Genomic DNA, 25,843 nt, shown 5'->3' with positions numbered 1-25,843 from the left:
CACAGAAATCTTGACAGGCCCACGGCGGGCGGATCCCACCGCCAGGGTGAGGGCCGCCGCGACGGCCGTGATCCGTCGTCGGGACGGCTACACGCTGCGTGAACTCACCCCTCACCCCAACCCCGCCAAGGCGGCCGACGGCAAGCACCTACGCGGACTCACCCCGGACGCCCAGACCGCCCCCGTCGTCCGCCGGATCTTCGACGAGTTCCTCGCCGGCTACGGGCTCTTCGCCATCGCCGAAGGACTCACCGCCAACCATGTCCCCTGCCCCTCGGCACACGACCGCGCACGGAATCCACACCGCAGCGGCATCGCCTGGTCCAAGAGCGCCATACGCGTCATCCTCACTAACCCCCGCTACACCGGCCGGCAGGTATGGAACAAGCAACGCACCGACGAAGTCCTCCTCGACGTCGATGACGTAGCACTGGGCCACACCGGCGTCATGCGCTGGAACACCCGTGACAAGTGGGTGATCTCCAAAGACATCACCCACCCACCCTTGATCGATGACGACACCTTCGAGCAAGCTCAAGCTCTACTCACCCGCCGCGCACGAGCCGTCGACCGTCAGGAACGCCAGCGCCGCACCCGCAACCCGTACATCTTTCGCGGAATGATCTACTGCGCCGCCTGTCAGCGACGCATGCAAGGCCAGTACAACCACGGAGCCGCCTACTACCGCTGCCGCTTCCCCCAGGAATACGCCCCCGCCAACGAGGTCGAACACCCCCGCAACGTCTACCTCCGCGAAGACGCCCTCACCGACCCGCTCGACGCGTGGCTAGCATGCGCGTTCACCCCGGACCACCTCGAACAAACGATCACCGCCATGGCCAACGCCCAGCCCGTGGACCAACTCACGCCGCATACTGCCGCAGCCCAGGCCACCATCGCCGTCTGTGACACGAAGCTCGCGCAATACCGCGCCGCCCTCGACGCCGGCGCAGATCCCGCACTAGTCACCGGCTGGATCACCCAAACCCAGGCCGAACGGGCACGAGCCGAAGCCGATCTTCAATCGACCCAGCGAGCGGAGTCACGCCGGATGAGCCGCTCCCAGATCGCCGACCTGGTCCGAGCACTCGGCGACATCGCCACCGTGCTGCGCAACGCCGACCCCGACGACAAAGCCGAGGTCTACCGGCAGCTCGGCCTCCGGCTCACCTACCAGACAGATACGCAAACGGTGCGCGCTGCAGTGGATCTCAGCGCGCACCGTGGGGTTATGGTTCGTGTCCGAGGGGGGACTTGAACCCCCACGCCCTATACGGGCACTAGCACCTCAAGCTAGCGCGTCTGCCATTCCGCCACCCGGACTTGCTCGTTCAGCCTACCTCGCCGACCTGGATGATCTTGACACCCGACAGTCGGCCAGCGGGCCGCACGGGGAGTTACTGTACACGCCACTGGTGGATCATGCACATCGCCGTCCGACCCCTCCTTCGAGGCGTTCCCACCGCTGCTCAGACCGCCTCGCGAGGGCTCACCGACACACCGCCGAAGGCGTGTCCGGGTAGCGTCCGGCGGCCCTCTGACGGCAGCATTGCCACGTGCCCCATCCCTCTCCTCTGGCAGCCGCCCAGCACCGGGCCCTCGCCCTGCGCGCCTCGGGCGACCTCAGCGCCGCCCGGCAGCTGCTCGCGGAGGCCGTCGGATCCGCCCGCCCGCCGTACGGCGAGGACCACCCCGAGGTGCTGCACACCGCGCACCTGCTGGCCCGGCTGCACCGGGAGGCCGACGACCCGCTCGCCGCCCGCCGACTGCTGGAGGAGGCGTTCGCCGCGGGCGAGCGGCGCTGGGAGCACTCCGATCCGGCGATGCTCGCGCTCGCCTTCGAACTCGCAGAGGTCGCCGAGGAATTGGGCAACCGGCACGAGGCGCGCCGCAATTACACCCGGGTCGCCACCGCCGGGCCCGCCGTGCTCGGGGAGCACCACCCGGCGGTACGCGCCGCCCGCCATTACCTCGGCGATGCTGCTCCCGCAACAGCCACGCGGCACCCGTCGCCGCCAGCACCCCGGCAGGCCCCGGACAACCTGTCCGCCGATCCCGTTCCGGCGGACGACGCCGGGACGCGCTCCGCGCTGTCCGGTCCGACACTGTCCCTGGCGACTCTGGCCGCGATGCGACCATCGACGGGCGGTCCACCGGCCGCCGCGTCGCCCTGGGCGCCACCGCCACCGCCGGTCACGCCCCGAGCAACCCCTCCGGCGGTACGCGCACCCGCCGCACCGCCGCCACCCACCGACGCCGGTGCGCCGCCGGTACCGGCTCCCGCCTCCCGGGTGACGCCCACCCAGCCGGTAGTCCGACCGGCCTCGACCTCCGTCCCGCCGGCGCCACCGCAGCCTGGACCGCCCGCGCCCCCAGCAACTTCCGCGCCCCCGCCGCCGGCACCTCCCCCGCCCCCGTCCCCGGCACCTCCCGCGCCGCCGCGCCAGCGCACCGAGCAGCAGCCGGGACTAGGCCGACCGCCGGTCGACCCGTCGCCTCGACCACGCGCGGCGAGTCAGCCGGCGCAGCCGCAGCTGCTGGTCGGACCGCAGCAGCCATCCCGGTCCGGGTCCGGATCACCGGTGCCGCCGCGTCAGCGGGTGGGCGACCAACCGCAGCACCCAGCGGCCGACACGGCCCCGCCGACGCCACCGGCCGCGGTGCCGGCCGGCGTGCCGTCAGCCCCGGCGGTCCCGCCGTCGCCGGCTCCCCGGTGGGACAACCCGACGATCCAGGTTCAGCAGATCGAGCCGCTGCTGGCCGAAGAGATGGCCCGGGTCGCAGTCACGCCGCCCGAGACGAGCGGATCAACCAACGCGGCAGGCGGGGCGGCGGGCGGGCCCTCTGCGACCAGCACCCCTCCCGAGCCGGCGCACCCGGTGAACGCGCCACCTGGCCACCCGGTGAGCGCACCACCTGGCCACCGGCTGAGCGGTCCGTCCGCTCCCCCGCAACCCATCTCCGGGCCTCCCGGACCGCCGATGCCAACGGGCACGGAACGGCCGGCGCAGCTCGGCACATCGCACGGCCATCCTGGCCCGGGGAGCCATCCCCAGCCCGCCTCCGGGCCGCCCGGGCACCCGTACCTGGTCTCCGGGTCGCCGGCCCTGCCTTCCCCCGCGTCGGGACCACCTGGCTACGGCCAGCCCGTCTCCGCGCCACCCGGCCACAACCACCCCGTGTCCGGCCCGCCCGGAGGCCCCTACCCCGTGTCCGGCCCGCCCGGGCACCCTTACCCCGTCTCCGGACCGCCCGGCCACCGCCATCCCGTGTCTGGAGTGCCCGCCCACCCGTATCCCGTGTCCGGACCGCCGAGCCAGCCCTATCCGGTGTCGGGGCCACCCGGCTACGGCCTATCCGTCTCCGCACCACCGGCCCAGCCCTATCCGGTGTCCGGGCCGCCGGGTTACGACCGGCCCGTCTCCGCGCCACCCGGCCACGACTACCCGGTGTCCGGCCCACCCGTATCCGCACCGCCGGTCAGCGGGCCGCCCGTACCGCCGTGGGGGTTGACCGCGCCGCCGTGGAGCCGCACCGCGCCACCGCAGCCGTCGCCCACGGCCGGCAACGACCTGGCGGGCGGGTCCCAGGTGGATGGGCGCCGGGCCGAGGCGCACGCTGAGGTTGAGCCAGGTGGGCTCGGTGCCACGGCGATGCCGCCGGGCGCGCCGGCGCATTCGACGGGCGTGACGCCGCTGGCCGCGACCGAGGTGTTCCCGCCCGTCGGGCCGGCCAGCGGCGGTCCGGCAATGCCCGACGCCGGCCTCGCCCAACCGGACCCGATCGCCCGACAGTCGAGCCCCGTCGCGTCTCCGGTTGAGACGGCACCGTCCGCCTGGTCACCGAGCGCCGATCCGGCCCCGGCGACGCCGGTCTCCGGCGGGTACCCCCAGCCGGTATCGGCCCCGCCGGACGTGGCGGCTTCGGGTCCCTTCGCGTCACCGGCCACCGCAGGCCCGACCTACCCGCCGCCGACCGCCCCCTCGCCGGCTCCCGAGCAGTACCCGATCCAGGAGCAGTACCCGATTCAGGAGCGGTACCCGGCCCAGCAGTACCACCCGGGTCAGGAGGTGTACCCGGGCCAGCAGTACCACCCGGGCCAGGACGGGTACCGCCCGGCGTACACCGAAAAGGGGTCGACGGGCCGCGGCCGGGCGACGCTGATCGGCGCGGTGGTGGCCGCCGGGGTGGCCGTGGTGGCAGTGGCCGGCCTGGGTGCGGTGGTGTTGAACCGCGACGGCGCGCCGCCGACGACCGGGACCGCGCCGACCGCGGCGGCGCCGACTGCGGCGGCGCCGACGGCGGCCGGGCCCCCGCCGGGCGACCTGAAGCTGCGGGACGACGCGGTCACGATCACGCTGACCTGGACGGACCCGTCCGAGGGCGCGGTGCCGTTCATGGTCGCCGGTGGCCGGGCCGGGCAGGCGCTGGGAGTGATGGCGACCGTGGACCCGGGCCGGACCAGCTACACGGTCAACGGGTTGAACTCCCGAGTGGACTACTGCTTCACGGTGCTGGCGGTCTACTCCACCGACAGCTTCGCCACCTCGGGGCAGGTCTGCACCGAGCGGGAGCGCAGCACCCCACCGAGCTGAGCTGGGCGTCCACAACGCACACGCTCGGTATCCACAGGGGTGACCGTGCGGGTTCCCCCGCCACCGGCCGGGCCATATGATGGCACCCGGCTCAGGGGAGGGGTCGCCGCGAGGCGCGCCACCTGCCACGACTCAGGGGAGGCAGCCGGCTGTGGCCAGCATCGAGGACGCCGCGCGCACCGACGCCCCCCGTTCGCGGTCCCGGCTGCGCGGCGGGCTGGTGACCGTGGGCACGGTGGCCGCGCTGCTGGCCGCCATGGGGCTGACCGTCCTCGGGTTGGGCGCGGCGGACAACGCGGTGGCCAACTACGACGCGAGTTCCTGGCTGTGGAGCGCGGCGCGCAGCGAGCTGGCCCGGGTCAACGGGGTCACCGCCCGCGTCGACACCCGCACCGAGGTCCCCAACGCCCGCCGGCACCCCATGCAGGTCACCCAGACCGACCGGCTGCTGATCCTGCGCGACCTGCAGACCGGGCAGGTCAGCTCACTGGACCTGGCCACCCTGCAGCTCACCGCGACCAGCCGGACCACCCCCGGGCTGGGCGTGAGCGTCGCCCTGCACGAGGACGCGGCGTTCGTCGTGGACGCCGTGCAGGGGATCGTGCGCCAGCTCGACCCGCGGTCGCTGGCGCCGGTCGGCGAGCCGGTCCGCTACCCGCCGGGCATCACCGGCGGCACCTTCGACGGCGAGGGCCGGCTCTGGATCGCGGTGCCCAGCGAGGGCACGGTGTCGGCGGTCACCGCCGCGAAGCTGCCGTCCGCGCCGGCCTCGGCCGCGCCCGCCGGTGCCGGGCTCAGCCCGGAGCGGGTCGAGACGTACGACGTCGCCGAGGCCAGTCACGAGCTGGTGGTCTCCACGCTGGACGACGGGGTCGCGGTGCTCGATCGCACCGCCGGGAAGCTGGTGCGGGTGCAGGGCGGCAAGGTGCACCCGACGCCCCTGAAGCTGACCGGTCCGGCGGCGCTGCCGGCCCGCACCAGCGGCTCGCGCGTCCCGGTCACCGTGTCGGCCGAGCGGCGGGTGCTGGTGGTGGGTGACGCCGGCGAGGAGCGGGCGATCACCGTGCCGGGCAGCGGCGACCGGCTCAGCCCGGCGGTGGCCTGGGCGGACAGGTTCTACTGCGCCGACGAGGCCACCGGCACCATCTACTCCTTCGACTCCGGCGGTCAACTGGTCGACACCATCCGTGGCCGGGCGAACGGGCCGCTGGAGCTGGAGGTGCGGGAAAACCATCTCTTCATCAACTCCCCGGACTCGGCGACCGCTCGGGTGGTGGACGACAAGCACCAGGTGCGCGAGGTCAACAAGTACGCCAACGACGTGCTCGGCGGCGACCCGCCGCCCGCTCCCCCGCCGCCACCTCCGCCGAAGAAGCCCCGGGTGGGCAAGCCGAGCGCGCCGCGCAGCGTCACCGCCGCCGCCGGCAACGCCCAGGCCCGGGTGAGCTGGCGGCCGGCCGCCGCGAACGGCGCCGAGATCATGAAGTACGTGGTGCAGGGCGCCGGCCAGCGCCTGGAGGTCGGTGCCAACCAGCGGGCGGTGGAGGTCAAGGGGCTGACCAACGGCGAGACGTACCGGTTCGCGGTGCACGCCGTGAACGCCAAGGGCGACGGCCCGTCGCGCAACAGCAACCCCGTCACCCCGACCGCCGCCGTGCCCGACCCGCCCGCGAGCGTCACCGCCCAGGAGCGGCCGGACGGCACCGTGCTGGTGAAGTGGCCGGCGGCGAACGGGCAGGGCAACAAGATCGCGAAGTACGCGGTGACGGCCAGCTCGGCCGGGACGAACGCGCCGGCCGGCGAATCGACGAAGACGGAGCTGGTGGTGCCCGCCGGGGAGCTGGAGTTCGGCACCCAGTACGCGTTCACCGTGGTCGCGGTCAACGACAAGGGCGCCGGCTCGGCGGCCTCGCCGGTCAGCAACACGGTGGTGCCGTTCGCGGCGCCCGGCCGACCACTCGAATTGCGGGCCGGCACGGTCGCCGCCCAGCCCGGCGCGATCACCGTGCAGTGGGCGCCGGCCGAGGCGAACGGCCGACCGGTGACCAAATACCTGGTGGACGTCGGCGGGCGCAGCAGCGAGGTGACCGACACCCGGACCACCGTCACCGGGCTGGGCAACGGCCAGAACGTCACCGTGAAGGTGAAGGCGGTCAACGAGGCCGGGTCCGGCCCGGAGGCCACCACCACCGCCCGCACGGTCGCCGAACCACGGGTCACCGTCACCGGCTCGTCGGCCACCGCCACCTCGGCGACCGTCACGTTCACCGTGGACGCCGGCGGCGGGCAGGCCACCTGCTCGGTGAGCACGCCGGGCGAGCCGGCGAAGGCCGGGCCGTGCTCCAGCATCACGGTGCCGGGCCTGAATCCGGGCACGAAGTACACGTTCACGGTGACCGCCAGCAACGCCGCCGGCAAGGGCACCGCGACCAGAGGGCAGGACACCGACCCGCTGTACGGCGTCGCCACCTGCAACAACGGGCCGGACGGTGACCAGCGGACCTACTGCGACCAGGAAGTGAGCGGCCGCAACGGCAACGAGATCTTCAGGGTCACCCGGCAGGACAACGACCAGCAGGAGGGTTGGGCGAAGCCCGGCACTCGGCTGAAGGCGTACTGCAAGAAGTCCGGCCAGAACGTCGACTCGTGGATCTACAACAACCAGAAGCAGAGCACCTGGTGGGTGCAGGTCGAGTACAGCGGGAAGAACTACATCCCCTGGGCCTGGCTCAACCTGGAGGGCGGCGACAACATCAACGTCCTGCCCACCTGCTAGACCAGCCAGGCAAGGAGCACCACCGAACGTGAACACCCACGAGCCGCTCACCCAGCCGGAGGTGCAGGGCTTCGCCGCGCTGGCCGCCCGGCTGGCCGAGAACGTCAACGCGGTGGTGCTCGGCAAGCCCCAGGTGGTCCGGCTGGCGCTGACCGCGCTCTTCGCGCAGGGTCACGTGCTCCTGGAGGACGTCCCCGGCGTCGGCAAGACGACCCTGGCGCGGGCCATCGCCGCCACCGTGAAGGGTCAGTGGCGGCGCATCCAGTTCACCCCCGACCTGCTGCCCTCCGACGTGTCCGGGGTGACGATCTTCAACCAGGCGACCCGGGACTTCGAGTTCCATCCCGGGCCGGTCTTCGCCAACATCGTCATCGCCGACGAGATCAACCGGGCGTCGCCGAAGACCCAGTCGGCGCTGCTGGAGGTGATGGAGGAGCGCACCGTCACCGTGGACGGGGTCCGGCACCCGGTGCCCGCGCCGTTCCTGGTGGTCGCCACGCAGAACCCGGTGGAGATGGACGGCACCTACCGGCTGCCCGAGGCGCAGCTGGACCGCTTCCTGGTCAAGCTCTCCGTGGGCTACCCGGACGAGGCGGTCGAGGTGGAGGTGCTGCGCGGCGCGACCGTCCGCTCCCCCGAGGCGCTCACCCCGGTCACCGACACCGCCACCATCGGGGAGATGGTCCGGATGGCCCGCCGGGTGCACATCGCCGAGCCGCTCTACGCGTACGCGGTCCGGTTGGCCGCCGCCACCCGCACCCACCAGCACGTGCGCGTCGGGGTCAGCCCCCGGGGCGTCATCGCGCTGACCCGCGCCGCGTGCGCGTACGCGCTGATCGGCGGGCGTGGGTGGATCATGCCGGAGGACCTGAAGGCGCTCGCCGAACCGGTGTTCGCCCACCGGCTGCTGCTCACCCCGGACGCCCAGGTGCGTGGGATGACCGCCGCGGAGGTGCTGCGCCAGGCCATCGCCTCGGTGCCGGTGCCGCTGCCGTCGGGGCAGCCCGCGCCGGTGCAGGGCTGACCGGCAGCACCGGCATGGGGATCACCGCCCGCGGGGTCGGGCTGCTCGTCGCCGCCGTCGTCCTGCTCGGGGTGGGCTTCCGGTTCGCGTACCCCGAGTTGACGCTGCTGGGGGCAGCGGCCGGCGCGGCCGTCGGCTACGCCGCGCTGACCGCGGCCTGGCGTCCCCGGCTGGTGGTGGCCCGCCGCGCCGACCCGGACCGGGTGGCCCGCGGCGAGCCGGCGAGCATGACGTTGACCGTCCGCAACACCGGCCGGCTGCGGTCGGCGAACCTGCTGGCCGAGGACCGGTGCGGGGACCGCTCGGTGCCGGTGCCGCTGCTGCGCCTGCGACCGGGCCGGGACACCGAGGTCCGCTACGACGTGCCGACCCACCGCCGTGGGGTGGTGCCGATCGGGCCGCTGCGGGTGACCCGGCGCGACCCGCTGGGCCTGGTGGCGCTGGCCCGCCCGTACGGTGCGAGCACGCCGGTCTGGGTGCACCCCCGGATCCACCCGCTGACGGCAGTGCCCACCGGCGCGGGCCGCAGCCTCGACGGCCGGGTGGACGGGGTGCCGCACGGGTCGATCACCTTCGACTCGCTGCGGGAGTACGTGGTGGGCGACGAGCTGCGCCGCGTGCACTGGCGCACCAGTGCACGGGTCGGCGAGCTGATGGTGCGGGAGAACGTGGACACGAGTCTGCCCCGCCTGGTGGTGCTGCTGGACAACCGCGCCGCCGCGCACCCCCAGCGGGTGGACGGGGTGGCGGAGTCGTTCGAGTCGGGCTGCGAGGCGGCGGCGTCGATCGTCACCGCCGCGCACCGCGCGGACCTGCCGGTGCTGTTGGTGCTGGTCGCCGCGGAACTGGCCACGTCGGCTGAGCGGGGGCGCGGCGACCGGGCCGACGGGGCGGTGGACGACGAGGACCACCCGCTCGGGCCGCTGGACCGGCTCGCCGCCGCCGAGCTCTCCGGCGACGACGACGCGCTGCGCGCGGCCACCACCCGACTGCGGCAGGACCGGCTCGGTGACACGCTGATCTTCCTGACCGGGCCGGGTGGCCGCGGCGAGCTGGGGCACGTGGGTGCGCTGCGCGGCGCGTACCCGTCGGTGGTGGTCGGGGTGTTCGGCGCGGCCGAGCCGACGCCGGCCGGTACGGCCGGTCTGGTGGTGGTCGACGCGGCCGACGGCGCGCAGTTCGCCGCCGAGTGGGACGGGGTGCGCCGGTGGTGACGGGCGTCGGCCAGCAGCGTGGTGGCACGACCACCGCCGACCCGGTGCTTGCGACGAGTGCGGAGCCGGGCGCGCCGCCGGGCAACGGATCGGCGCAGCGGGGCACCGGTCGAGTGGCGCAGGTGCTGCGGGCCGCCATCGTGCCGCTGGCGTTGATCGGGCTGACCGCGCTCGCCGGGGTGGTGCTCGGCCGGGTGTACGCCGGAGACCTGCTGACCCGGCTGGTCATCGGCGCCGCGGCCGGTTCGGTGCTGGTCAGCGTGGCCGCCCGGCGGCTGCCCTCCTGGCTCGTGGCGCCGGTGTCGGTGGCCGCGATGGCCGGCTGGACACTCTGGTCACTGCGGCTGGCCGCCGCCCGCGCCGAGCTGCCGGGCGGCCTGCTGGAGGTGACCGCGGACGCGGCGCGCAACGGCATTCCCCGGCTGCTCACCGCGATGATCCCGGTCGAGCCCACACCCGACACGGTGCTGATGCCGGTGGTCGCCGCGTGGCTGGCCGGGTTGGCCGGCGCCGAAGTGGCGCTGCGTACCGGCCGGGTGCTGCTGGGCTACCTGCCGGCGGCGGGGCTCTACGCCGCCGCTCTCTACGTGGTCGGTCCGAACGCCGAACCGGCGATCGGGGCGACGCTGGCGTTCGTCGCGGTCGCCGCGGTGGGCGTGGCGGCACCCGCCGGTGCACCCCCGGCCGGCGGTGATCCGGCCGCCGGCCTCGCCCCCCGGGTCCGCGCGGCGGTGCGGGTCCGGCTCGCCGCCACCGCGGCGCTCGGGGTGGCCCTGGTGGTCGGGCTGGTGGCGCTGCTCGGCCCGGTGATCGCCGGGCAGGTCGACGGGCGGCCGGTGGACCCTCGGCGGTACGTGGAGCCTCCGCAGGTGCAGACGCTGGACGAGAACCCGCTGATCCGGATCTCCGGATGGGCCCTGCACCCGGAGCAGAAGCTGCTCGACGTGAGCACCGTCGGTCCCGGCGCCGCGACACCACCGGCCGGCGCCGGGCCGGAGGGCGGCACCGACGACCAGCCGGGTACGGCGGTCGACGCCAGTGACAGTGTGCGGATCCGCCTGGCGGTGCTCAGCGACTACGACGGGGTGACCTGGCGGGTCGGCGCGACGTACCGCAACGCCGGTCGGATCCTGCCGGCCGCGACGCCGGCCCGGGACAGCACGGTGCAGACGATCCGGCAGCAGATCACCGTGGCCGACCTCAGCGGCCGGCTGCTGCCCGCCGTGGCGACCCCCCGCGAGGTCAGCGGCGCGCGGGTGGCGTACGACCCGGCGACGGGGACGCTGATCCGACCGGAGGGGCTGACCCCGGGTCTGCGGTACACGGTGACCTCGGCCCGCGAGCAGCCGGACAACAACCTCCTGCCCACCGCGAACGTGCCCGCCGGCGAGGAGGTGGCCCGGGTGCTGCGGGTCGCCGACGGGGTGCCCGACCCGCTGCGCCGGCTGGCCGCGCAGCTCGCCGAGGAGAACGGCGCCCCGTACGCGCGGGCCACGGCGATCGAGCAATTCCTGGCCGAGCACTACCGGGTGGTGGCGGACGCGCCGAGCGGGCACGCGTACCCGAACCTGGGCTTCTTCCTCTTCGGCCCGCGCAACGCCGGCGGGCAGCGGGGCACCTCCGAGCAGTTCGCCGCGGCGTTCGCGGTGCTCGGCCGGCTCTCCGGGCTGCCCACCCGGGTGGTGGTGGGCTTCGAGTCCACCGGGCAGGGGCCGGTGCGGGCCGGCGACGCGTACGCCTGGCCGGAGGTGCTCTTCGACGGGTTGGGGTGGGTGGCGTTCGACCCGCTGCCCCGCCCGGACAACGAGCCGAGGCCGGTGGAGGAGGACTTCCGCCCGACGCCGGACGATCCGCCGCCGTCGGAGGCGCCGGAGCCCACCGTGGAGCCGACCGCGTCGCCGGAGCCGGTGGCCGCCCCCGACGGGCCGGCCGGCCAAGGTGGGGTGTCCACCCCGGTGTTGGTCGCGGGCGGCAGCGGTGGTCTGCTGCTGCTGGTGGGGGCCCTGCTGCTCACCCTGCTGGCGATGCGCCGCTCGCTCACCCGCGCCCGGCTCGGCCGCGACGATCCCGGCCAGCGCATCGCCGGCGCCTGGCGGGAGGTCACCGACGCGCTACGCCTGGCCGGGCGGCCAATCGGCGATGACCTGGCGGCCACCGAGGTGGCCGGCCAGGCCCGGCAGGCCCTCGCCGACGCCCGACAGACCGGCGGCGGCGGCGGGCCGTTGACCTCGCATGGCGTCGCGGAAACTGGCGGTGGACCCGGCGGCGGCACGACCACGGCGGGTGCCGCGAGCCCGGACGTCCCCGGGGTCGACGAGCTGGCCGCCCTGCTCAACCAAGTGGCGTTCGCGCCCGGCGCGACCACCGCGGCCCAGGCCGACCGCGCCGGTGCGGTGGCCACCACGTACGTGGATGCGCTGCGCGCCGCCCGCCCGTGGTGGCGACGGCTGCTCTGGTCCATCCACCCCGGCCCGCTACGCCGCCGCTGACCGGCCCTGCCGGCGGCGCGATCGGGAACCTGGGTTCCCACCGGTCATCACGCTGCCCGGGTCCCACCGGGCGCGCGCGTCGTCAACGTCAGGCGCGCGCGGCATCGCCATCGTTGCGGCGTGGCGTCGGTGCCCAGGATGGGCGCCAGGTCGTCTCCGGGACGGGTGCCAGGTTTGCGAAGTGGTTGATGATCGCCCGAAGTCCCGGGTGTGGGTTCGTTGCGGGGAGGATGAGGGAGAGCGGGTACGCGAGCGTCGGATTGACGATCGGGATGCGGCGTAGGTCATGGTTCGCCGGCCAGATGTATCGGTCACGCGCCCCGACGAGGGTGGCCACATTCGCCGAGTCCGCGAGGGTGTCCAGGAGGACTTCGTCGCCGAAGTGCGGACCCGCCGCGTCGATGCGGAGGTCGAAGTCGGTGGCGAGCTGATCGTAGAAATCCGCCCATTCGCTGCGCGGCGCGATACCCGGCACCCAGATCCGGTGCTTGCGCAGCTGGAGCGGGGTCAGTGTTCGCGCTGAGGCGAGCGGATGTCTCGGGCCGACGACGAGTTCCAGCGGAGAGTCGAACGCGTGGATCATGCGCACGCCGCGCGGAAGCGCGGCCGGGTCGGTGACGGTGCGGAACGAGGCGTCGACATCGCCCGCTTCGACGGCAGCGACCGCCACGCGCGGGTCGTTGACCCTGAGGGTCACCACGTCGAGGCTGGTTCCGGGATGCGACCGCCAATAGTCGTGCAGGACAACGGCCTGCGCGCTTCGCAGGCCGAGCACGTCGATCCGAAGAGCCCGGGAACCCGGCCTGACCGCGGTGATGGCACGCTCGACACCCGCCACGATGCTCCGGGCGTGCGGGAGAAGCGCCTGGCCGTCGAGCGTCAGCTCGACCCCTCGGGCGGTACGGGTGAACAGACGGACCTCCAGCTCACGCTCCAAGGCGGCGATCCGCTTCGAGACCGCCTGCTGTGTCACGCCCAGCTCGTCGGCCGCATGTTGCAGTTGTCCCAGCTCGGCCGCCCGAACGAACGATCGCACCGCCTCGGTATCCACTGGTCCAGCCTATGGCCGCCCAACTGATGGTTGTGGCTCGCCGAAAGACGGTTGTCTGACCTGCCCGCGAGCAGCCGATGTGATCCAGGGACCCAAACATCGGTTGTGCGCAAGAGTCACCACGTGCGGGTCAGGTGGAGAGGCGGCGGACCAGCTTGCGCAGGCCGGCCTGCCAGCCGTCCGGGTCCTCGGCGCGGCGACGCGCGTAGTCGGCCACCTCCGGGTGCGGCAGGATCAGGAAACGCTCCTCGGCCAGCCCGGCGATGGTCGCCTCGGCGACCTGGTCCGGGGTGAGCACCGCACCGGAGGCGGCGATCACCCGGGCGCCCAGGTGGCCCTCGACGATCCCGTCGGCGAGCATCGGGGTGTCGACCCCCTGCGGGCAGAGCGCGCTGACCCGGATGCCCCGGTCCCGGTAGGTGATGGCCAGCCACTCGGCGAAGCCCACCGAGGCGTGCTTCGTCGCGGTGTACGCGGCGTCGCCCACCGCGGTCAGCACGCCCGCCGCCGAGCAGGTGTGCAGCAGGTGGCCGCCGCCACGGGCGAGCATCCCGGGCAGCACCGCGCGGGCGGAGTAGACGTGGGCGAGCACATTGACCCGCCACGCACGGTCCCAGCCGGCGTCGTCGACCTCCACTCCCCCGCCGGTGGTCACGCCCGCGTTGGCGCAGAACAGGTCGATCCGGCCGTACCGCCGCTCGGTGTCGTCGACCAGCGCACGCACCTGATCCTCGTCGGTGACGTCAAGCGCGGTGGCGTGCGCTACCGGGCCGATGCCCTCGGCCACCGCGCGGGCCGCGTCGGCGTCCAGGTCGGCGACCACCACGGCGGCGGCGCCCTCGGCGGCGAACCGGCGGGACAGCGCCGCGCCGATGCCGCCGGCGCCGCCGGTGACCACCACGATCCGGTCGGTGAGGTTCACGTCGACGCTCCTACGGAGTCGGTGCCCAACTGGGCAATGAGGGTGGTCAGCGCGGCCGCACCGCCGGCGGTCACCTCCGGGGTGGGCAGCAGCGCGAAGACGGGCACCTCCACGCCGGCGTCGGCGTAGCGGCGCACCTCGGCGCGGCAGTGCTCCGGCGAGCCGTGCAGCACGAGCGCGTCGACCACCTCGTCCGGCACCGCGGCGCTGGCGCCGCGCCGGTCACCTGCGGCCCACGCCTCCCACATCGGCGCCAGCACCTCGTCGCGGCCGAGCCAGCGGTGAAACTCGGCGTACGCGGGGACGGTGAGGTAGCTGGTGATCAGCCGGCGACCCAGCTTGCGGGCGTACCCGGCGTCCTCAGTGGGACAGACGAAGATCCGTGCGGCGACCTCGAAGCCGGCGCGGCGCTCGCCCAGCTCGGCGAGGGCGCGCGGCACGTCGTCGGCGCTGAGCCAGTTGAGGATGACCCCGTCCGCCTCGGCGCCGGCCAGCCGGAGCATGCCCGGGCGCAGCGCCGCGAGCAGGATCGACGGCGGCACCGCCGGCGGCCGTTCCAGAGTGAACCGGCGCACGGTGAAGGTGTCGTAGACCTCGTCCACGGTCTCGCCGCGCAGCGCGGCGCGCAGGAAGCGCAGGACATCCCGGGTCCGCCGGAACGGCTCATCGAACCGCACGGCGTTCCAGTCGCGTACCAGCACCGGCGAGGACGCGCCGATGCCGAGCGCGAACCGGCCCGGCGCGGCCTCGGCCAGCGCCGCCGCGCTCATCGCCAGCAGCCCGGGCCCCCGGGTGAAGACCGGGGCGATCGCGGTGCCCAGCCGCAGCCGGGGTTGCCAGGCCGCGGCGAGCGCCAGCGGGGTGAACGCGTCGGTCCCGGCGACCTCGGACGACCAGACGTCGGTGAACCCGGCCCGGTCGAGCGTCGCGTAGACCGCGGCGTGGTCGGCCAGCGGGATCCCGCCCAACGGCACCGTCATGCCCCATCGATTCGTCACCGATCGATCGTGCCCGTTCACGGGGTCCGCGAGCAAGATCCCCGAACCGGGCGGAATTGCCGGTATCGGGCCGCCCGGCCCGTCTGGCGGTGTTACGACTGCCCGGTGGACCGGACCGACGGCGCAGGCCGCTGATCGTGGGTTCCAGGGCAGCGGGACGCCTGGAGCCGGTATCGGGGGCGGGCGAACCGGGCCGCGCCACCTTCCTGGAGCTCTTCTTCGACCTGGTCTACGTCTTCGCGCTCACACGGATCTCCGCGCGCGCGTTCGAGGACCTCACCCACGAGCCGGGTCGCGCCCATGGCTGGTCGGCGGTCACCGGGAGCGGCAAGACCCTGCTGTTGCTGCTCGCGCTCTGGGCGCTCTGGCAGGGCACCGCGTGGACGACCAGCCGTTACGACCCGTACAAGGTGCCGTTGCAGGCCGTCGTGATGATCGCGCTGGTCTGCAGTTTGGTGATGGGGGTGGCGACCCCGCGGGCGTTCAGTCAGACCGGGCTGATGTTCGCGGTGGCGTACGTGGTCGCGCAGGTGTCCCGGCCGCTGATCCTGGCGATCGCGCTCAGGCCGCATGAGTACCGCCGGCTGAAGATCCGGATGGCGGTGGTGTACGCCACCAGCGGCGTGTTCTGGATCGGTGGGTCGATGCTGTCGACCAACATGCAGGTGGTGTCCTGGACGCTCGCGCTGACCATCGAATACGTGGCCGGCCGGTGTGGCTGGCCGGTGCCGGGGCTGGGCCGGTCGACGATGTCGAAGTGGGACATCGCCGGCGAGCACCTGGCCGAGCGCTACCAGCAGTTCTTCCTCGTCGCGCTGGGCGAGACGATCCTGGTGGCCGGTTTCGCGTACAGCGAGGTGCCGTACGAGTCGGGGCACGCGTTGGCGTTCGCGTTGGCGCTGGCCACCACGATCGTGCTGTGGCGGATCTACTTCCAGCGCGCCGGGCAGATCCTCGGCGAGGCCGTCGCGCGGGCCCGGCACCCGGCGCACATCGGCCGGTCGGCGGCGGACACCCACCTGGTGATGGTGATCGGCCTGGCCGCCACCGCGGTCGGCTACGAGCTGATCATCGAGCATCCGCTGGAACGGATGCCCGGGTCGTGGCTGGCCATGGTGCTCGGCGGGCCGGCGCTGTTCCTGGTCGGCCGGGCCCGTTTCGAGTACGAGGTGTTCGGGCGGGTCTCCCCGTCCCGGTGGATCGCCATCCTGGTGCTGGCGGCGGTGGCGGTGCCGCTGCTGTTCCTGCCCGGTGTGGTGGCGACCGCCGCCGGGGTACTGGTGCTGGCGGCCGTCGCGGTCACCGACGCCCGGCGGGCGCGTGGCGCCCCACCGGAGGCGGCAGCGACGCCGTTCTGAGAAATCGACATACGTGGATGCCTTGTCGGCGCGACAGGTTAATCTCGGCGGGTGACCTTCTCCCTCGTGGCCCGCTCTGCCGACGCCCGGTTGCACGGCGTCGTCGTGGCCAGCAAGTTCCTCGCCGCCGGGGCGCTCGTGCCGGCCGCGGAGGCCCAGGTCGGCGCGCTGGCCACCCAGGCGCACGTCAACCTCGCCTATCGCCCGCAGGGCCTGACCCTGCTGCGCACCGGGGTTCCGGCCGCCGACGTGGTGGCCGGTCTGATCGCCGCCGACGCCGAGCGGGAGCACCGCCAGCTCGGCGTGGTGGGAGCCAACGGTCCGGGTGCCAGCTGGACCGGGCCGGCCTGCCACCCGTGGGCCGGTGGGCGCACCGGCGATGGCTGGGCCGCGCAGGGCAACGTGCTCACCGGCCCGGAGGTCGTCGACGCGCTGGGCGACGCCTGGCTGGCCGGTGCGGCGCTGCCGTTCGCCGAGCGGCTGGTCGCCGCTCTGCGCGCCGGTGACGAGGCCGGCGGCGACCGGCGGGGCCGGCAGAGCGCCGGCCTGCTGGTGGTCGAGCCCGGCGGCGGGTACGGCGGCAGGAGCGACGTGCTGATCGACCTGCGGGTCGACGATCACCCCGATCCGGTGGCCGAGCTGGATCGGCTGCTCGCCGTGCACACCCTGCTGTTCAGCCGGCCCGACCCGGCCACGCTGCTGGACCTGAGCGGCGCGGTGGCCGACGAGGTGGCGGCGTTGCTCACCGCCCTGGGCCACCCGGTGGCCGACGACGGCCCGGAGGGCGCGCTGGTCTCCTGGGCAGGGCTGGAAAACCTGGAAGAGCGGCTGGTGCCGGGGCGGATCGACCCGGTGGTGCTGACGCACTTGCGCGGCGTCGCCCCGCACGTGCCCGCGCCCCGCTCCGCGAGCTGACCCGGGTCAGCTGCCGAAGGCGAGCCAGCGGAACTCGGCGGCGTCGACGACGGCCCGTTCCTGGGCGGTCAACGCCGCCCGCCCGGTGGCCTTGCGGATCAGCGTCAGGTGGTCCCAGCCCAACTCGGCCGGCGCCGGCCGCCCGTCGGTGAGCAGGTCGACGATCACCGCCGCCGCCTGCGTTGTGAGCCACGGCGGGCGGTCCAGCGCGGCGGCCAGGTCGAGGCCGTGCACGCCCACCTCGACGACCCGGGTCCGCAGGAACTCGGTGAGGCACATCGCGTCCCCGTGGCGGGTCCGGACCACCCGCTCGGGCGGGGCCGCGGCGACGGCGGCGTCGGCGGCCCGCCAGGTCCGGTCGAGGTCGGTCGGCAACGTCGCCCGGTCCACCTGCCGCGCGTCCCGCCGGCCGCCGGCGATCCGCTCGGCGTCCACCTCCGGGGTGAACTTCGCCGCGCCGAAGTAGCCGGCGGCGTCCACCTCGGCGCGCGGCGGGGCCGGCGCGGCGAGCATGTCGGTCAGCCGGCCGGTGCCGGTACGCACGTGCGCGATCAGCTCGCGGACGGTCCACGGCGGGCAGCCGGTCGGCCGGTCGAGGTCGGCGTCGTCCAGCTCGGCCAGGATCTCGGTGAGTCGGGCGCACTCGGCGCGGAAGGCCGCGCGGACGGGATCCACCGGCAGGCTCATCCCTTGACCCGCGGCACCAGCCGGTGCACGACGATGAGCACCAACGCCATCACCACCGCCATCGTGCCGGCGATGCCGGCGGCGCTGCCCGCGTACCCGACGAAGAGCGGCCGCCGGGTCAGCTCGTCCGGCCCGGTGCTGCGCAGGTCCACCAGCCAGGACAGCGCCAGCACGCAGCCGATCAGGGCGAGCACGCCGACGGCGCCGAGCAGCAGGGCCGCGAGCCGGTGCGCGTCGCCGGGGGCGACCTGCGCCCGTTCCCGCTGGGTGATCAGCAGGACCAGCCCGGCCAGCGCCGCCCAGACGCCCACCACCAGGTACGCGGCGACCGCGTCGCTGGGCCGGTGCCAGCCGGCGGAGAGGGTGGCCACCCCGGCGACGGCCGCGTAACCGGCGGCGAGGAAGGCGCCGACGGCCCGCACTTTGGGCGGCAGCACGAGCACCAGCGCGACCGCCACCGACGCGGCCACCGCGGTGTGCCCACTGGGGAGGCTGTTGCCCACCCCCGCGCGTTCCGGGTCGAGGCCGTAGTCCGGCCGGTTCAGCCCGTACTTGAGCAGCTGGGTGGAGACGTTCGCGCCGGCGATCAGCAGGGTCGCGGTGATGGCGAGGGCGATCCGACCCCGCATCAGCGCGATGAACCCGATCGTCGCGGTGGCGGCCAGCAGGGAGACCACCGACATCGCGTTGAGGAGCTTGTCCACCGGGCCGTCGATGCGGTCCTGGCCGATCCGGTTGCCGGTCAGCGCGACCGTGTCGATCCACTGGCCGATCTCGCTGTGCACGGCCACCCGCCAGACGGCGAGGAAGGCGGCCGCCTGGACGAGGGCCATGACGACCAACCAGACCGCGGTCCAACCCCTTGCCGTCGCGCGCATTCGCACACCGTAGCGGCCGGTGTGGCTCGGGCGGCCGGTGGCCCACCGGGCGGCGGCGGTTAGGTTGGGGCGGAGGTGAGGAGGTGGCGGTGAGCGGCACACCGGAGGGGGACGCCGGCCAGGTCAGGCCCGATTCGGAGCAGCGGGCCGGGGTCGGCGTGGGCGCCGATCGGCCGGTCCGGGCGGAGTCGCTGGCGGATCTGCTGGGCGGGCGTCGCGGTGCCATCGACGCCACCCTGCCACCGTTGGCGTTCGCGGCGGGCTGGCTGCTCGGCGGGGAGTCGATCTGGGCCGGGGTCGGCGCGGCCCTGGCCGTCGGCGCGGTGGTGGCCGGCGTCCGGCTGCGTCGGGGTGACCGGCCGCGCTCGGTGCTCATCGGGCTGCTCGCCGTCTGCGTCGCCGCGTTGATCGCGGTACGCACCGGCCGGGCCGAGAACTTCTTCCTGATCCAGCTGCTCTCCAACGCCGCCAGCGCGCTGGCCTGGGCGGTGAGCATCGTGGTGCGCTGGCCGCTGCTCGGGGTGCTGGTCGGCGCGGTGCTGGGCCAGCGCTCCCGGTGGCGGCGCGACCCGGCGCTGCTGCGCGGGTACGGCCGCGCGAGCTGGGTGTGGACGGCGACCTACGTGCTGCGGGTGGCGGTGTTCGTGCCGCTGTACCTGAGCGGACAGGTGCTCGCGCTGGTGGTGGCCCGGGTCGCGCTGACCTGGCCGCTGGTCGCGGCGGCGCTGGCGGTGAGCTGGATGGTGCTGCGTCGGTCGCTGCCGCCCGGGCACCCGGGGTTGCGTCACCCGGTCGTCGAGAGCCCGGCCGCCCCGCCCCGGTGACTTGGCCCGGCCAGGGAAACCAGGGCATAAAAGTGGAGAGGCCGCCACGGGGGGAGCGGCCTCTCCGGTGACGTACGTTACTCCGTCACGGTCGTCCACGTGATCCCGTGACGGCCCGAATTTCTGGGCTTTTTCGCGGCTTCCTCCAGTCCGGGCGGTGGGGTGGGCCGGCCGACCCGCTGCGTCGGCCGGATGGCCGGCCCACCCCGGCCTGACCGTGGGTGTCAGGCCGTCCGCCGGCCGGGTCCCGTCGTTCCCCCGGACCCGGCCGGACCCCGGGGTGGGCGGGGCGCGCCACCAACGAGAAGATCACCGGGACCGTCTCTGACGGGCCCGGGGAACCAGCCCGATGGCTGACGATGGGCCAGCCCGGACACCGCCGTCAGCCATCGTCCCGCCACAGGGAGGGAGGTGGAACCAGAGCCACTCGCGTGGCCCGGCTCCCGCGCGACACGCACGGCAGGACCCAACTCCGCCCGTGTGTGCAGTTACGGTGGGGACGGGGGTTGCCGTTACCTCTCAGTGCGCTTTAACGAGCAGTCGAGGGGTAGTCCCGCCTTGCGGTGGGACGGTCCCGGTGTTACCCGCCATGGCGGTGCCGGGTGGACGTTTCACGGCCACCAGCCCCGCGGGCGGGGGCTTACGGTCGGCTCGGCGTCCGTTTAGCGACTCCCGGCCACTCCGGTCGTCGATAACCTCACGCGCGAGGGCGGCGAGGTTGATCGCGGCGTTCAGGTCCCGGTCGAGGGTCAGGCCGCAGGTGGTGCAGGTGTAGGTCCGCTCGGCCAGGGCCAGCTTGGTTGTCACCGTGCCGCAGCCCGAGCAGGTCTTGCTGGACGGGAACCAGCGGTCGGCCATGATCAGCCGTCCGCCGTTCCATTCGGTCTTGTAGTGGAGGTGTCGACGGAGTTCGGCGAAGCCGGCGTCGGCGATGTGCCGGGCCAGCCGCCGGTTACGCAGCATCCCCGCCACGTTCAGGTCCTCGACCACGATGGTGGCGTGTTCGCGGGCGAGGCGGGTGGTGAGGTGGTGCAGGCCGTCGCGGCGCAGGTTCGCGACGCGGGCGTGCGCCCGGGCCAGCTGACGGGTGGCCCGCTGCCACCGGTTCGACGGGTCTCGTCGTACGCGGCGGTCTGGGCCGACGCGCCGGGACACCCGACGGGCCAGCCGGCGCAGGCGCCCGGTGGCCTCGACCAGGTGGCGGGGGTTGGGCACCTGCTCGCCGGTGGACAGCACCGCCAGGTGCGTCACCCCGAGATCCACCCCGACGACAGAGTCCGGTCGGGTCGGGGTGCGCGCAGCCCGAACGACCTCGCAGGTGAACGACACATACCAGCGGCCGCCCTCGCGGCGCACCGTCGCCGCGAGGATCCGCGCGGTGCCCGCCTCCAACCGACGCGCCAGCTTGCGGGCCGACTCGTGCACCTTCAACCGGCCCAGGCGCGGCAATACGACATATTTGCGGTCCGGCTCGACGCGGATGCTGCCGGTGGTAAACCGCACACTCGGACGACGGGACAGGCGCGCCGCGCCGCCCGGTCGGCCTCGTTCGCTGTCCGGGGCCCACACCGCCGCAACGCGCCACTGACGGCCGACACGACGGCCGGCTGACCGGGCCCGCAGCCCCTGCCCTATTCTGGGAGCGCTCCCGAATTTCGGCGGTTGCCCCGTATCCACGAGGAGAATCCATGTCGATACCTACCGGGCCCGCCGGCCCGCTGCGCTTCCCCCTCGACTTCGGCTGGGGCGCGGCCACCTCCGCGTACCAGATCGAGGGCGCCGCCAAGGAGGACGGCCGCGGCGAATCGGTCTGGGACACCTTCAGCCGCACCCCCGGGCGCACCCGCAACGGCGACACCGGCGACGTGGCCGCCGACCACTACCACCGGTACGTCGAGGACCTCGACCTGATGCGCGACCTCGGGCTGCGCAGCTACCGCTTCTCCATCTCCTGGCCCCGGATCCAACCCGACGGCAGCGGCGCGCCCAACCAGCGCGGGCTCGACTTCTACCGCCGCCTCCTGGACGGCCTGCACGAGCGCGGCATCGCCCCGATGGCCACCCTGTTCCACTGGGACCTGCCGCAGGCCCTGCAGGACGCCGGCGGCTGGGAGTCGCGCGACACCGCCAACCGCTTCGCCGACTACGCCGACGCGGTGTTCCGCGCACTCGGCGACCGCGTCCCGGTCTGGCTGACCATCAACGAGCCCAAGACCGTGGTGCAGAACGGCTACCTCGGTGGCCACCACGCCCCGGGCCGGCAGGACCCGGACGCGGCCTACCTCGTCGCCCACCACCTGCAACTCGCCCACGGGCTCGCGGTCCGCGCGCTGCGCGCCGCCGGCGGCACCGGTCGGATCGGCCCCGCGCTCAACCTGCACCCCTGCTACCCCGCCGACGATTCACCGGAGGCCGCCGCGGCGGCCCGGCTCTACGACGGCTACGAGAACCGCCTCTACCTCGACTCGCTGCTCAAGGGCAGCTACCCGCAGGACGTGCTGGCCGACCTGGGCCCGCAGAGCCGGATGGTTCGCGGCATCCGCGACGGCGACCTGGCCGTGATCTCCTCGCCGGTCGACCTGCTCGCCGTGCAGTACTACACGCCGATCTACGTCACCGCGGACGGCGGCACCGAGCACCGCTGGCCGACCTCGGAGGCCGAGTGGCAGCAGATCTACCCCGACGGGATGTACGACATCCTGACCCGGGTCACCCGCGAATACGGCCCGATCCCGCTCACCGTCACCGAGAACGGGCTGCCCACACCGGACGCCCTGGCCGCGGACGGCAGCGTCGACGACGCCGGCCGGATCAGCTTCCTGCGCGACCACCTGGCCGCCGCGCACCGGGCCATCGCCGCCGGGGTGCCGCTGGAGAGCTTCCACGTCTGGTCGCTGCTGGACAACTTCGAATGGGCCGAGGGGTACGACCAGCGGTGGGGACTGGTCTACGTGGACTATCCGACCCAGCGGCGGGTGCTCAAGAGCAGCGCGCACTGGTACCGCTCGGTCATCGCCGACGGCGGATTCTGAGCGGGCCGCCCGGACAGCCGGGCCCCGGCGGCCGGCTCCGGTGAGCCGGTGACCGTCCGGGGCACGGCCGGGCCGGTCAGCGGGGCAGCGCCTGCTGCAACTCCGCCCGCAGCGCCGGGGTGAGCATCTCCCCCGCCTGCTTCGCCAGCCGGGCCATCTCGTAGCCCACCACGCCGATGTCCGCGTCCCCGGCGGCCAGGGTGGCCAGGATCGAACCGTCCCGGACCTGCATCACCAGGAAGTAGCCCCGGCCCATCTCGACCACCGTCTGCTTGACGACGTCGCCGTCGAACATCTGGGCCGCGCCCGCGGTGATGCTCATCAGCCCGGAGGTCACCGCGGCGAGCTTGTCCGCGTGGTCGCGGGGCAGGTTGTCGGAGATCGCCACCAGCAGCCCGTCGGAGGAGACCACCACCGCGTGCGCCACGCCCGGCACCCGCTCCGCGAACGCGCTCACCAGCCAGCTCAGGTCCCGTGCCTCCTGGCTCAACGTCGTCACTGTCGTCGTCCCCCTTCATCGTGCCCCCCGGACGGTGGCACGGGTATCTCGGTGGTGTCCTCGGCCTCAGCACGCCGTACCCCGTTGTAGAGCCGGGAAAGCATGCCACCGACCGCTTCCGGGTCCAGGTCGTCACGCGCCGGAGCCGACTCCGGCCGGGCCGGGCGCGTGACCGCGGAGAGCTGCGCCATCGGCACCCGCATCGGCAGGCCCCGCTCGTTGGTGCCGGCGATCACCGGGGTGGCCGGCGGCACGACCGGCCCCGGCTCCGCCGGTCCGACCGGGCCCTCCCGGGACCACCAGCCGCCGCCGGCACCCGACGGGGCCGGGGCGAGCACGTCCTCGGCGCGGACCGGCACCTGGCGGGCCTGACGTGGCGCGGCAGCCACGGGCGGGCGGCCCGCAACCGGCAGGTCCAGCGGCGCGACGGCCGGCCCGGACGAGCCCGTGGCCCGGGCGGCCCCGGGCATCCGCTGCGCGTTGACTCCCCGAGCGGCGCCGGCCGCCAGCATCCGGGCCGGGGCCCGCGGATCCAACTCCACCGCGCCCGCCGGGGCCAGCAACACGGCGGGCAGCGCGAGCCGGGCGACCAGGCCGTCCTGGCCGCCGTCCAACCGGACCCGCACGCCGAGCCGGGCGGCCAGGTGGCTGACCACGAACAGGCCCATCCGCTCGACGGTCGCGACGTCCGCGGCCGGCGGGCTGGCCAGCACCCCGTTCGCCTCCGCCAGGGCAGCCGGGCTCATGCCCAGGCCACGGTCCGTGATCTCGATCAGCGCGCCCGCGGCCTCGACCCGGGCGGTCACCGACACGACGGTGTCCGGGCGGGAGAATGCGGTGGCGTTCTCCAACAGCTCTGCCAGCATGTGCACCAGCTCGCCGACGGCATGCCCGACCACGTGCACGTCGCCCACCGACTCGAGGCGGACCCGCTGGTACTGCTCGATCTCGGCGGCGGCCGCCAGCAGCACCGGGCCGAGGCCGACCGGCCGGTTCCACCGGCGGGTGGACTCGGTGCCGGCGAGCACCAGCAGGCTCTCGTCGTTACGGCGCATCCGGGCAGCCAGGTGATCGAGCTTGAACAGGTTCTCCAGCTGCTCCGGGTCGCTCTCCTCGCGCTCCAGGTCGTCCAGCAGCTCCAGTTGGCGCTCCACCAGCACCTGGCTGCGCCGGGCCAGGTTGACGAACATCGCGTTGACGTTGCGCCGCATCGTCGCCTGCTCGACGGCGACGGTGACCGCGCTGCGGTGCACCGCGACGAACGCCTCCGCCAGCTCGCCGATCTCGTCGAGCGAGCGGACCACCGCCGGCGCGACCTCGATGCCCGGCACCCCGCCGGTGACGGTCCGCAGCCGGTCCAGCGCGTCCGGCAGCTCGACCTGCGCGATCCGCAGCGCCTGGCTGCGCAGCAGCCGCATCGACCGGGCCACCGAGCGCCCGACGAGCAGCGAGATCAGCAGGGCGACCAGCAGCACGGCGACGATCCCACCGGCCACCAGCAGGGTGGTCCTCAGCTGGCCGCTGCTGGCGCCGTCGGCCTGCCGGACAGCGTCGTCGAGCACCCCAGCCTCGACCTGGCGCAGCAACTCCTGGCGCTGCTGGCTGGCCGCCCACCACTGCTCCGAGGGCAGCACCTCCGGCGCCGCGTCGCCGGCCGGCAGGCTGCGCTCCTCCAGTTGGGTGGCGACCAGGAACATCGGGTCCACCGAGGTCTCGTCGTACCGGCGGATCTGGTCGGTGGTGGCGGCCACCCGGAACGCGCCGAGCGCGGTCAACTGTTGGGCGCGCAGGTCGGTGAGGAGCACCCGGTCCTCTGTGCCGTACCGGCTGGCGCGGGCGGCGGCGTAGAGCTGGGCCCGGACCCGCGAGGAGAGCTCCTTGACCCGGGCGATCTGGACGTAGCGCAGCACCGCGTCGCTCAACGCCGGCCGCTCCTGGCCCGGCGTTGGCTCGGCGAGCAGGTCGAGCAGCGTGTCGACGGCGCGGTGATAGTTGCTCAGGATGGTGTCGCTGCTGAGCACCGCGGGCGGGATCGCCGGCCGGATGTCGACGACCTGGTCGTACGCCTCCAGCACCTCTGAGAAGGCGACCCGCCAGGACGCGTCGGCGTCGGCCAGCGGCTCCGCCGCCCGGCGCAGGTCCACGATGGCCCGATCGGTCGCCGCCTGCAGCGGCTTCAGGGCGGTGGACGCGGCCTCGCGGTCACCACCCTTACGCAGCTCGCCCAGCTCGCCTGCCGAGCGGTCCCGCTCCTGCTGGAGCTGGTGCACGACCGCGGTGATCTGCCGGCCGATGCCGACCTGCCGTGCGAAGTCGTTCAGCGCCGTCGTCCGCCCCACCAGGGCGCTGGTCTGCACGCCGGCGAGCACCAGGAACGCCACCGACGGCACCACCAGCACGGTGGCCAGCTTGGTGCTCATTCGCCAGTCCCGTAGGCGGAACGGCGAGCGGCGCCGGTGCGGAACGACCCGGACATCGAAGCGACGCCGGCGATGGTTCGACACCGCGCCGTTCACCGGGTCGGGACCTACCGCCACCCTGCCTCCTCCGTCCTGCCGCGTCCACCGCGGTCCGGGGAGCG

At 74.2% G+C, this 25,843-nt stretch carries 18 protein-coding genes, 1 tRNA gene and 1 pseudogene; 11 read left to right on the top strand and 9 right to left on the bottom strand.

Annotated elements, in window-relative coordinates:
- The first annotated feature begins 46 nt into the window (after positions 1-46).
- On the top strand, positions 47-1,258 hold the full coding sequence (locus BUS84_RS38815) for a recombinase family protein (protein ID WP_074307777.1): 1,212 nt from the start codon (positions 47-49) through the stop codon (positions 1,256-1,258).
- Here BUS84_RS38815 and BUS84_RS00375 read toward each other — a convergent pair.
- A tRNA-Leu gene (locus BUS84_RS00375) sits at positions 1,240-1,323 on the bottom strand. The genes BUS84_RS38815 and BUS84_RS00375 overlap by 19 nt on opposite strands.
- A gap of 233 nt (positions 1,324-1,556) precedes the next feature.
- On the opposite strand from BUS84_RS00375, the pseudogene BUS84_RS41010 reads away from it, so the two are divergent.
- The 6 genes and pseudogenes from BUS84_RS41010 to BUS84_RS00350 all read left to right on the top strand — a co-directional run.
- Positions 1,557-1,730: pseudogene (locus BUS84_RS41010) on the top strand (hypothetical protein); the annotation flags it as partial.
- 1,569 nt (positions 1,731-3,299) lie between these two features.
- Positions 3,300-4,595: a hypothetical protein gene (locus BUS84_RS39250; protein WP_244298519.1), complete on the top strand. Its 1,296-nt coding sequence runs from the start codon at positions 3,300-3,302 to the stop codon at positions 4,593-4,595.
- A 151-nt stretch (positions 4,596-4,746) separates the two neighbouring features.
- Positions 4,747-7,371 carry a fibronectin type III domain-containing protein gene (locus BUS84_RS00365; protein WP_074307772.1) on the top strand — a complete coding sequence of 875 codons (2,625 nt, stop codon included), beginning with the start codon at positions 4,747-4,749 and terminating at the stop codon, positions 7,369-7,371.
- Between the two features lie 28 nt (positions 7,372-7,399).
- Positions 7,400-8,395: an AAA family ATPase gene (locus tag BUS84_RS00360; protein WP_074307770.1), complete on the top strand. Its 996-nt coding sequence runs from the start codon at positions 7,400-7,402 to the stop codon at positions 8,393-8,395.
- Between the two features lie 14 nt (positions 8,396-8,409).
- Positions 8,410-9,609, top strand: a complete 1,200-nt coding sequence (locus BUS84_RS00355; protein WP_074307768.1) for a DUF58 domain-containing protein — start codon at positions 8,410-8,412, stop codon at positions 9,607-9,609.
- A gap of 44 nt (positions 9,610-9,653) precedes the next feature.
- Complete coding sequence (locus BUS84_RS00350) at positions 9,654-12,098, top strand: transglutaminaseTgpA domain-containing protein (protein ID WP_074311819.1); 2,445 nt, start codon at positions 9,654-9,656, stop codon at positions 12,096-12,098.
- Positions 12,099-12,186: 88 nt separating this feature from the next.
- Here the strand turns inward: BUS84_RS00350 and BUS84_RS00345 are convergent, their stop codons facing one another.
- From BUS84_RS00345 to BUS84_RS00335, 3 genes are all read right to left on the bottom strand, one after another.
- Positions 12,187-13,149 (bottom strand): LysR family transcriptional regulator, encoded by a 963-nt coding sequence (locus BUS84_RS00345; RefSeq protein ID WP_074307767.1) that lies wholly within the window; start codon positions 13,147-13,149, stop codon positions 12,187-12,189.
- Positions 13,150-13,279: 130 nt separating this feature from the next.
- Positions 13,280-14,071 (bottom strand): SDR family oxidoreductase, encoded by a 792-nt coding sequence (locus tag BUS84_RS00340; protein ID WP_074307765.1) that lies wholly within the window; start codon positions 14,069-14,071, stop codon positions 13,280-13,282.
- Positions 14,068-15,051, bottom strand: coding sequence for an LLM class F420-dependent oxidoreductase (locus BUS84_RS00335; RefSeq protein WP_074307763.1), 984 nt, complete (start codon positions 15,049-15,051; stop codon positions 14,068-14,070). The genes BUS84_RS00340 and BUS84_RS00335 overlap by 4 nt, the downstream gene beginning before the upstream one ends.
- A gap of 155 nt (positions 15,052-15,206) precedes the next feature.
- Here BUS84_RS00335 and BUS84_RS00330 point away from each other — a divergent pair, with 155 nt between their 5' ends.
- Both BUS84_RS00330 and BUS84_RS00325 read left to right on the top strand, forming a co-directional pair.
- Complete coding sequence (locus BUS84_RS00330; RefSeq protein ID WP_244298284.1) at positions 15,207-16,427, top strand: low temperature requirement protein A; 1,221 nt, start codon at positions 15,207-15,209, stop codon at positions 16,425-16,427.
- A 51-nt stretch (positions 16,428-16,478) separates the two neighbouring features.
- The gene (locus tag BUS84_RS00325) at positions 16,479-17,342 is read left to right on the top strand and encodes a DUF1028 domain-containing protein (protein WP_074307760.1); all 864 of its coding nucleotides are present in this window, start codon (positions 16,479-16,481) and stop codon (positions 17,340-17,342) included.
- 6 nt (positions 17,343-17,348) lie between these two features.
- On the opposite strand, the gene BUS84_RS00320 is transcribed toward BUS84_RS00325, so the two are convergent.
- Positions 17,349-18,029 (bottom strand): maleylpyruvate isomerase N-terminal domain-containing protein, encoded by a 681-nt coding sequence (locus BUS84_RS00320; protein WP_074307757.1) that lies wholly within the window; start codon positions 18,027-18,029, stop codon positions 17,349-17,351.
- Entirely contained in the window at positions 18,026-18,913 is an 888-nt protein-coding gene (locus BUS84_RS00315) for a phosphatase PAP2 family protein (RefSeq protein ID WP_208869463.1), read from the bottom strand. Before BUS84_RS00315 ends, BUS84_RS00320 begins: the two co-directional genes overlap by 4 nt.
- 152 nt (positions 18,914-19,065) lie before the next feature.
- On the opposite strand from BUS84_RS00315, the gene BUS84_RS00310 reads away from it, so the two are divergent.
- Positions 19,066-19,731, top strand: coding sequence for a DUF3159 domain-containing protein (locus BUS84_RS00310; RefSeq protein WP_074311815.1), 666 nt, complete (start codon positions 19,066-19,068; stop codon positions 19,729-19,731).
- A 519-nt stretch (positions 19,732-20,250) separates the two neighbouring features.
- Here BUS84_RS00310 and tnpB read toward each other — a convergent pair.
- On the bottom strand, positions 20,251-21,234 hold the full coding sequence (gene tnpB, locus BUS84_RS00305; protein ID WP_208869462.1) for an IS607 family element RNA-guided endonuclease TnpB: 984 nt from the start codon (positions 21,232-21,234) through the stop codon (positions 20,251-20,253).
- A gap of 185 nt (positions 21,235-21,419) precedes the next feature.
- Between tnpB and BUS84_RS00300 the strand changes: the two genes are divergently transcribed.
- Positions 21,420-22,763: a GH1 family beta-glucosidase gene (locus BUS84_RS00300; RefSeq protein WP_074307752.1), complete on the top strand. Its 1,344-nt coding sequence runs from the start codon at positions 21,420-21,422 to the stop codon at positions 22,761-22,763.
- 76 nt (positions 22,764-22,839) lie between these two features.
- On the opposite strand, the gene BUS84_RS00295 is transcribed toward BUS84_RS00300, so the two are convergent.
- Positions 22,840-23,262, bottom strand: a complete 423-nt coding sequence (locus BUS84_RS00295) for a roadblock/LC7 domain-containing protein (protein WP_074307750.1) — start codon at positions 23,260-23,262, stop codon at positions 22,840-22,842.
- Positions 23,259-25,799, bottom strand: a complete 2,541-nt coding sequence (locus tag BUS84_RS40495) for a sensor histidine kinase (RefSeq protein ID WP_280175081.1) — start codon at positions 25,797-25,799, stop codon at positions 23,259-23,261. The genes BUS84_RS00295 and BUS84_RS40495 overlap by 4 nt, the downstream gene beginning before the upstream one ends.
- Positions 25,800-25,843: the final 44 nt, after the last annotated feature.

This window comes from Micromonospora cremea, assembly GCF_900143515.1.
GTDB classification, from domain to species: domain Bacteria; phylum Actinomycetota; class Actinomycetes; order Mycobacteriales; family Micromonosporaceae; genus Micromonospora; species Micromonospora cremea.
This window is presented reverse-complemented; position numbering and strand designations above follow the sequence as displayed.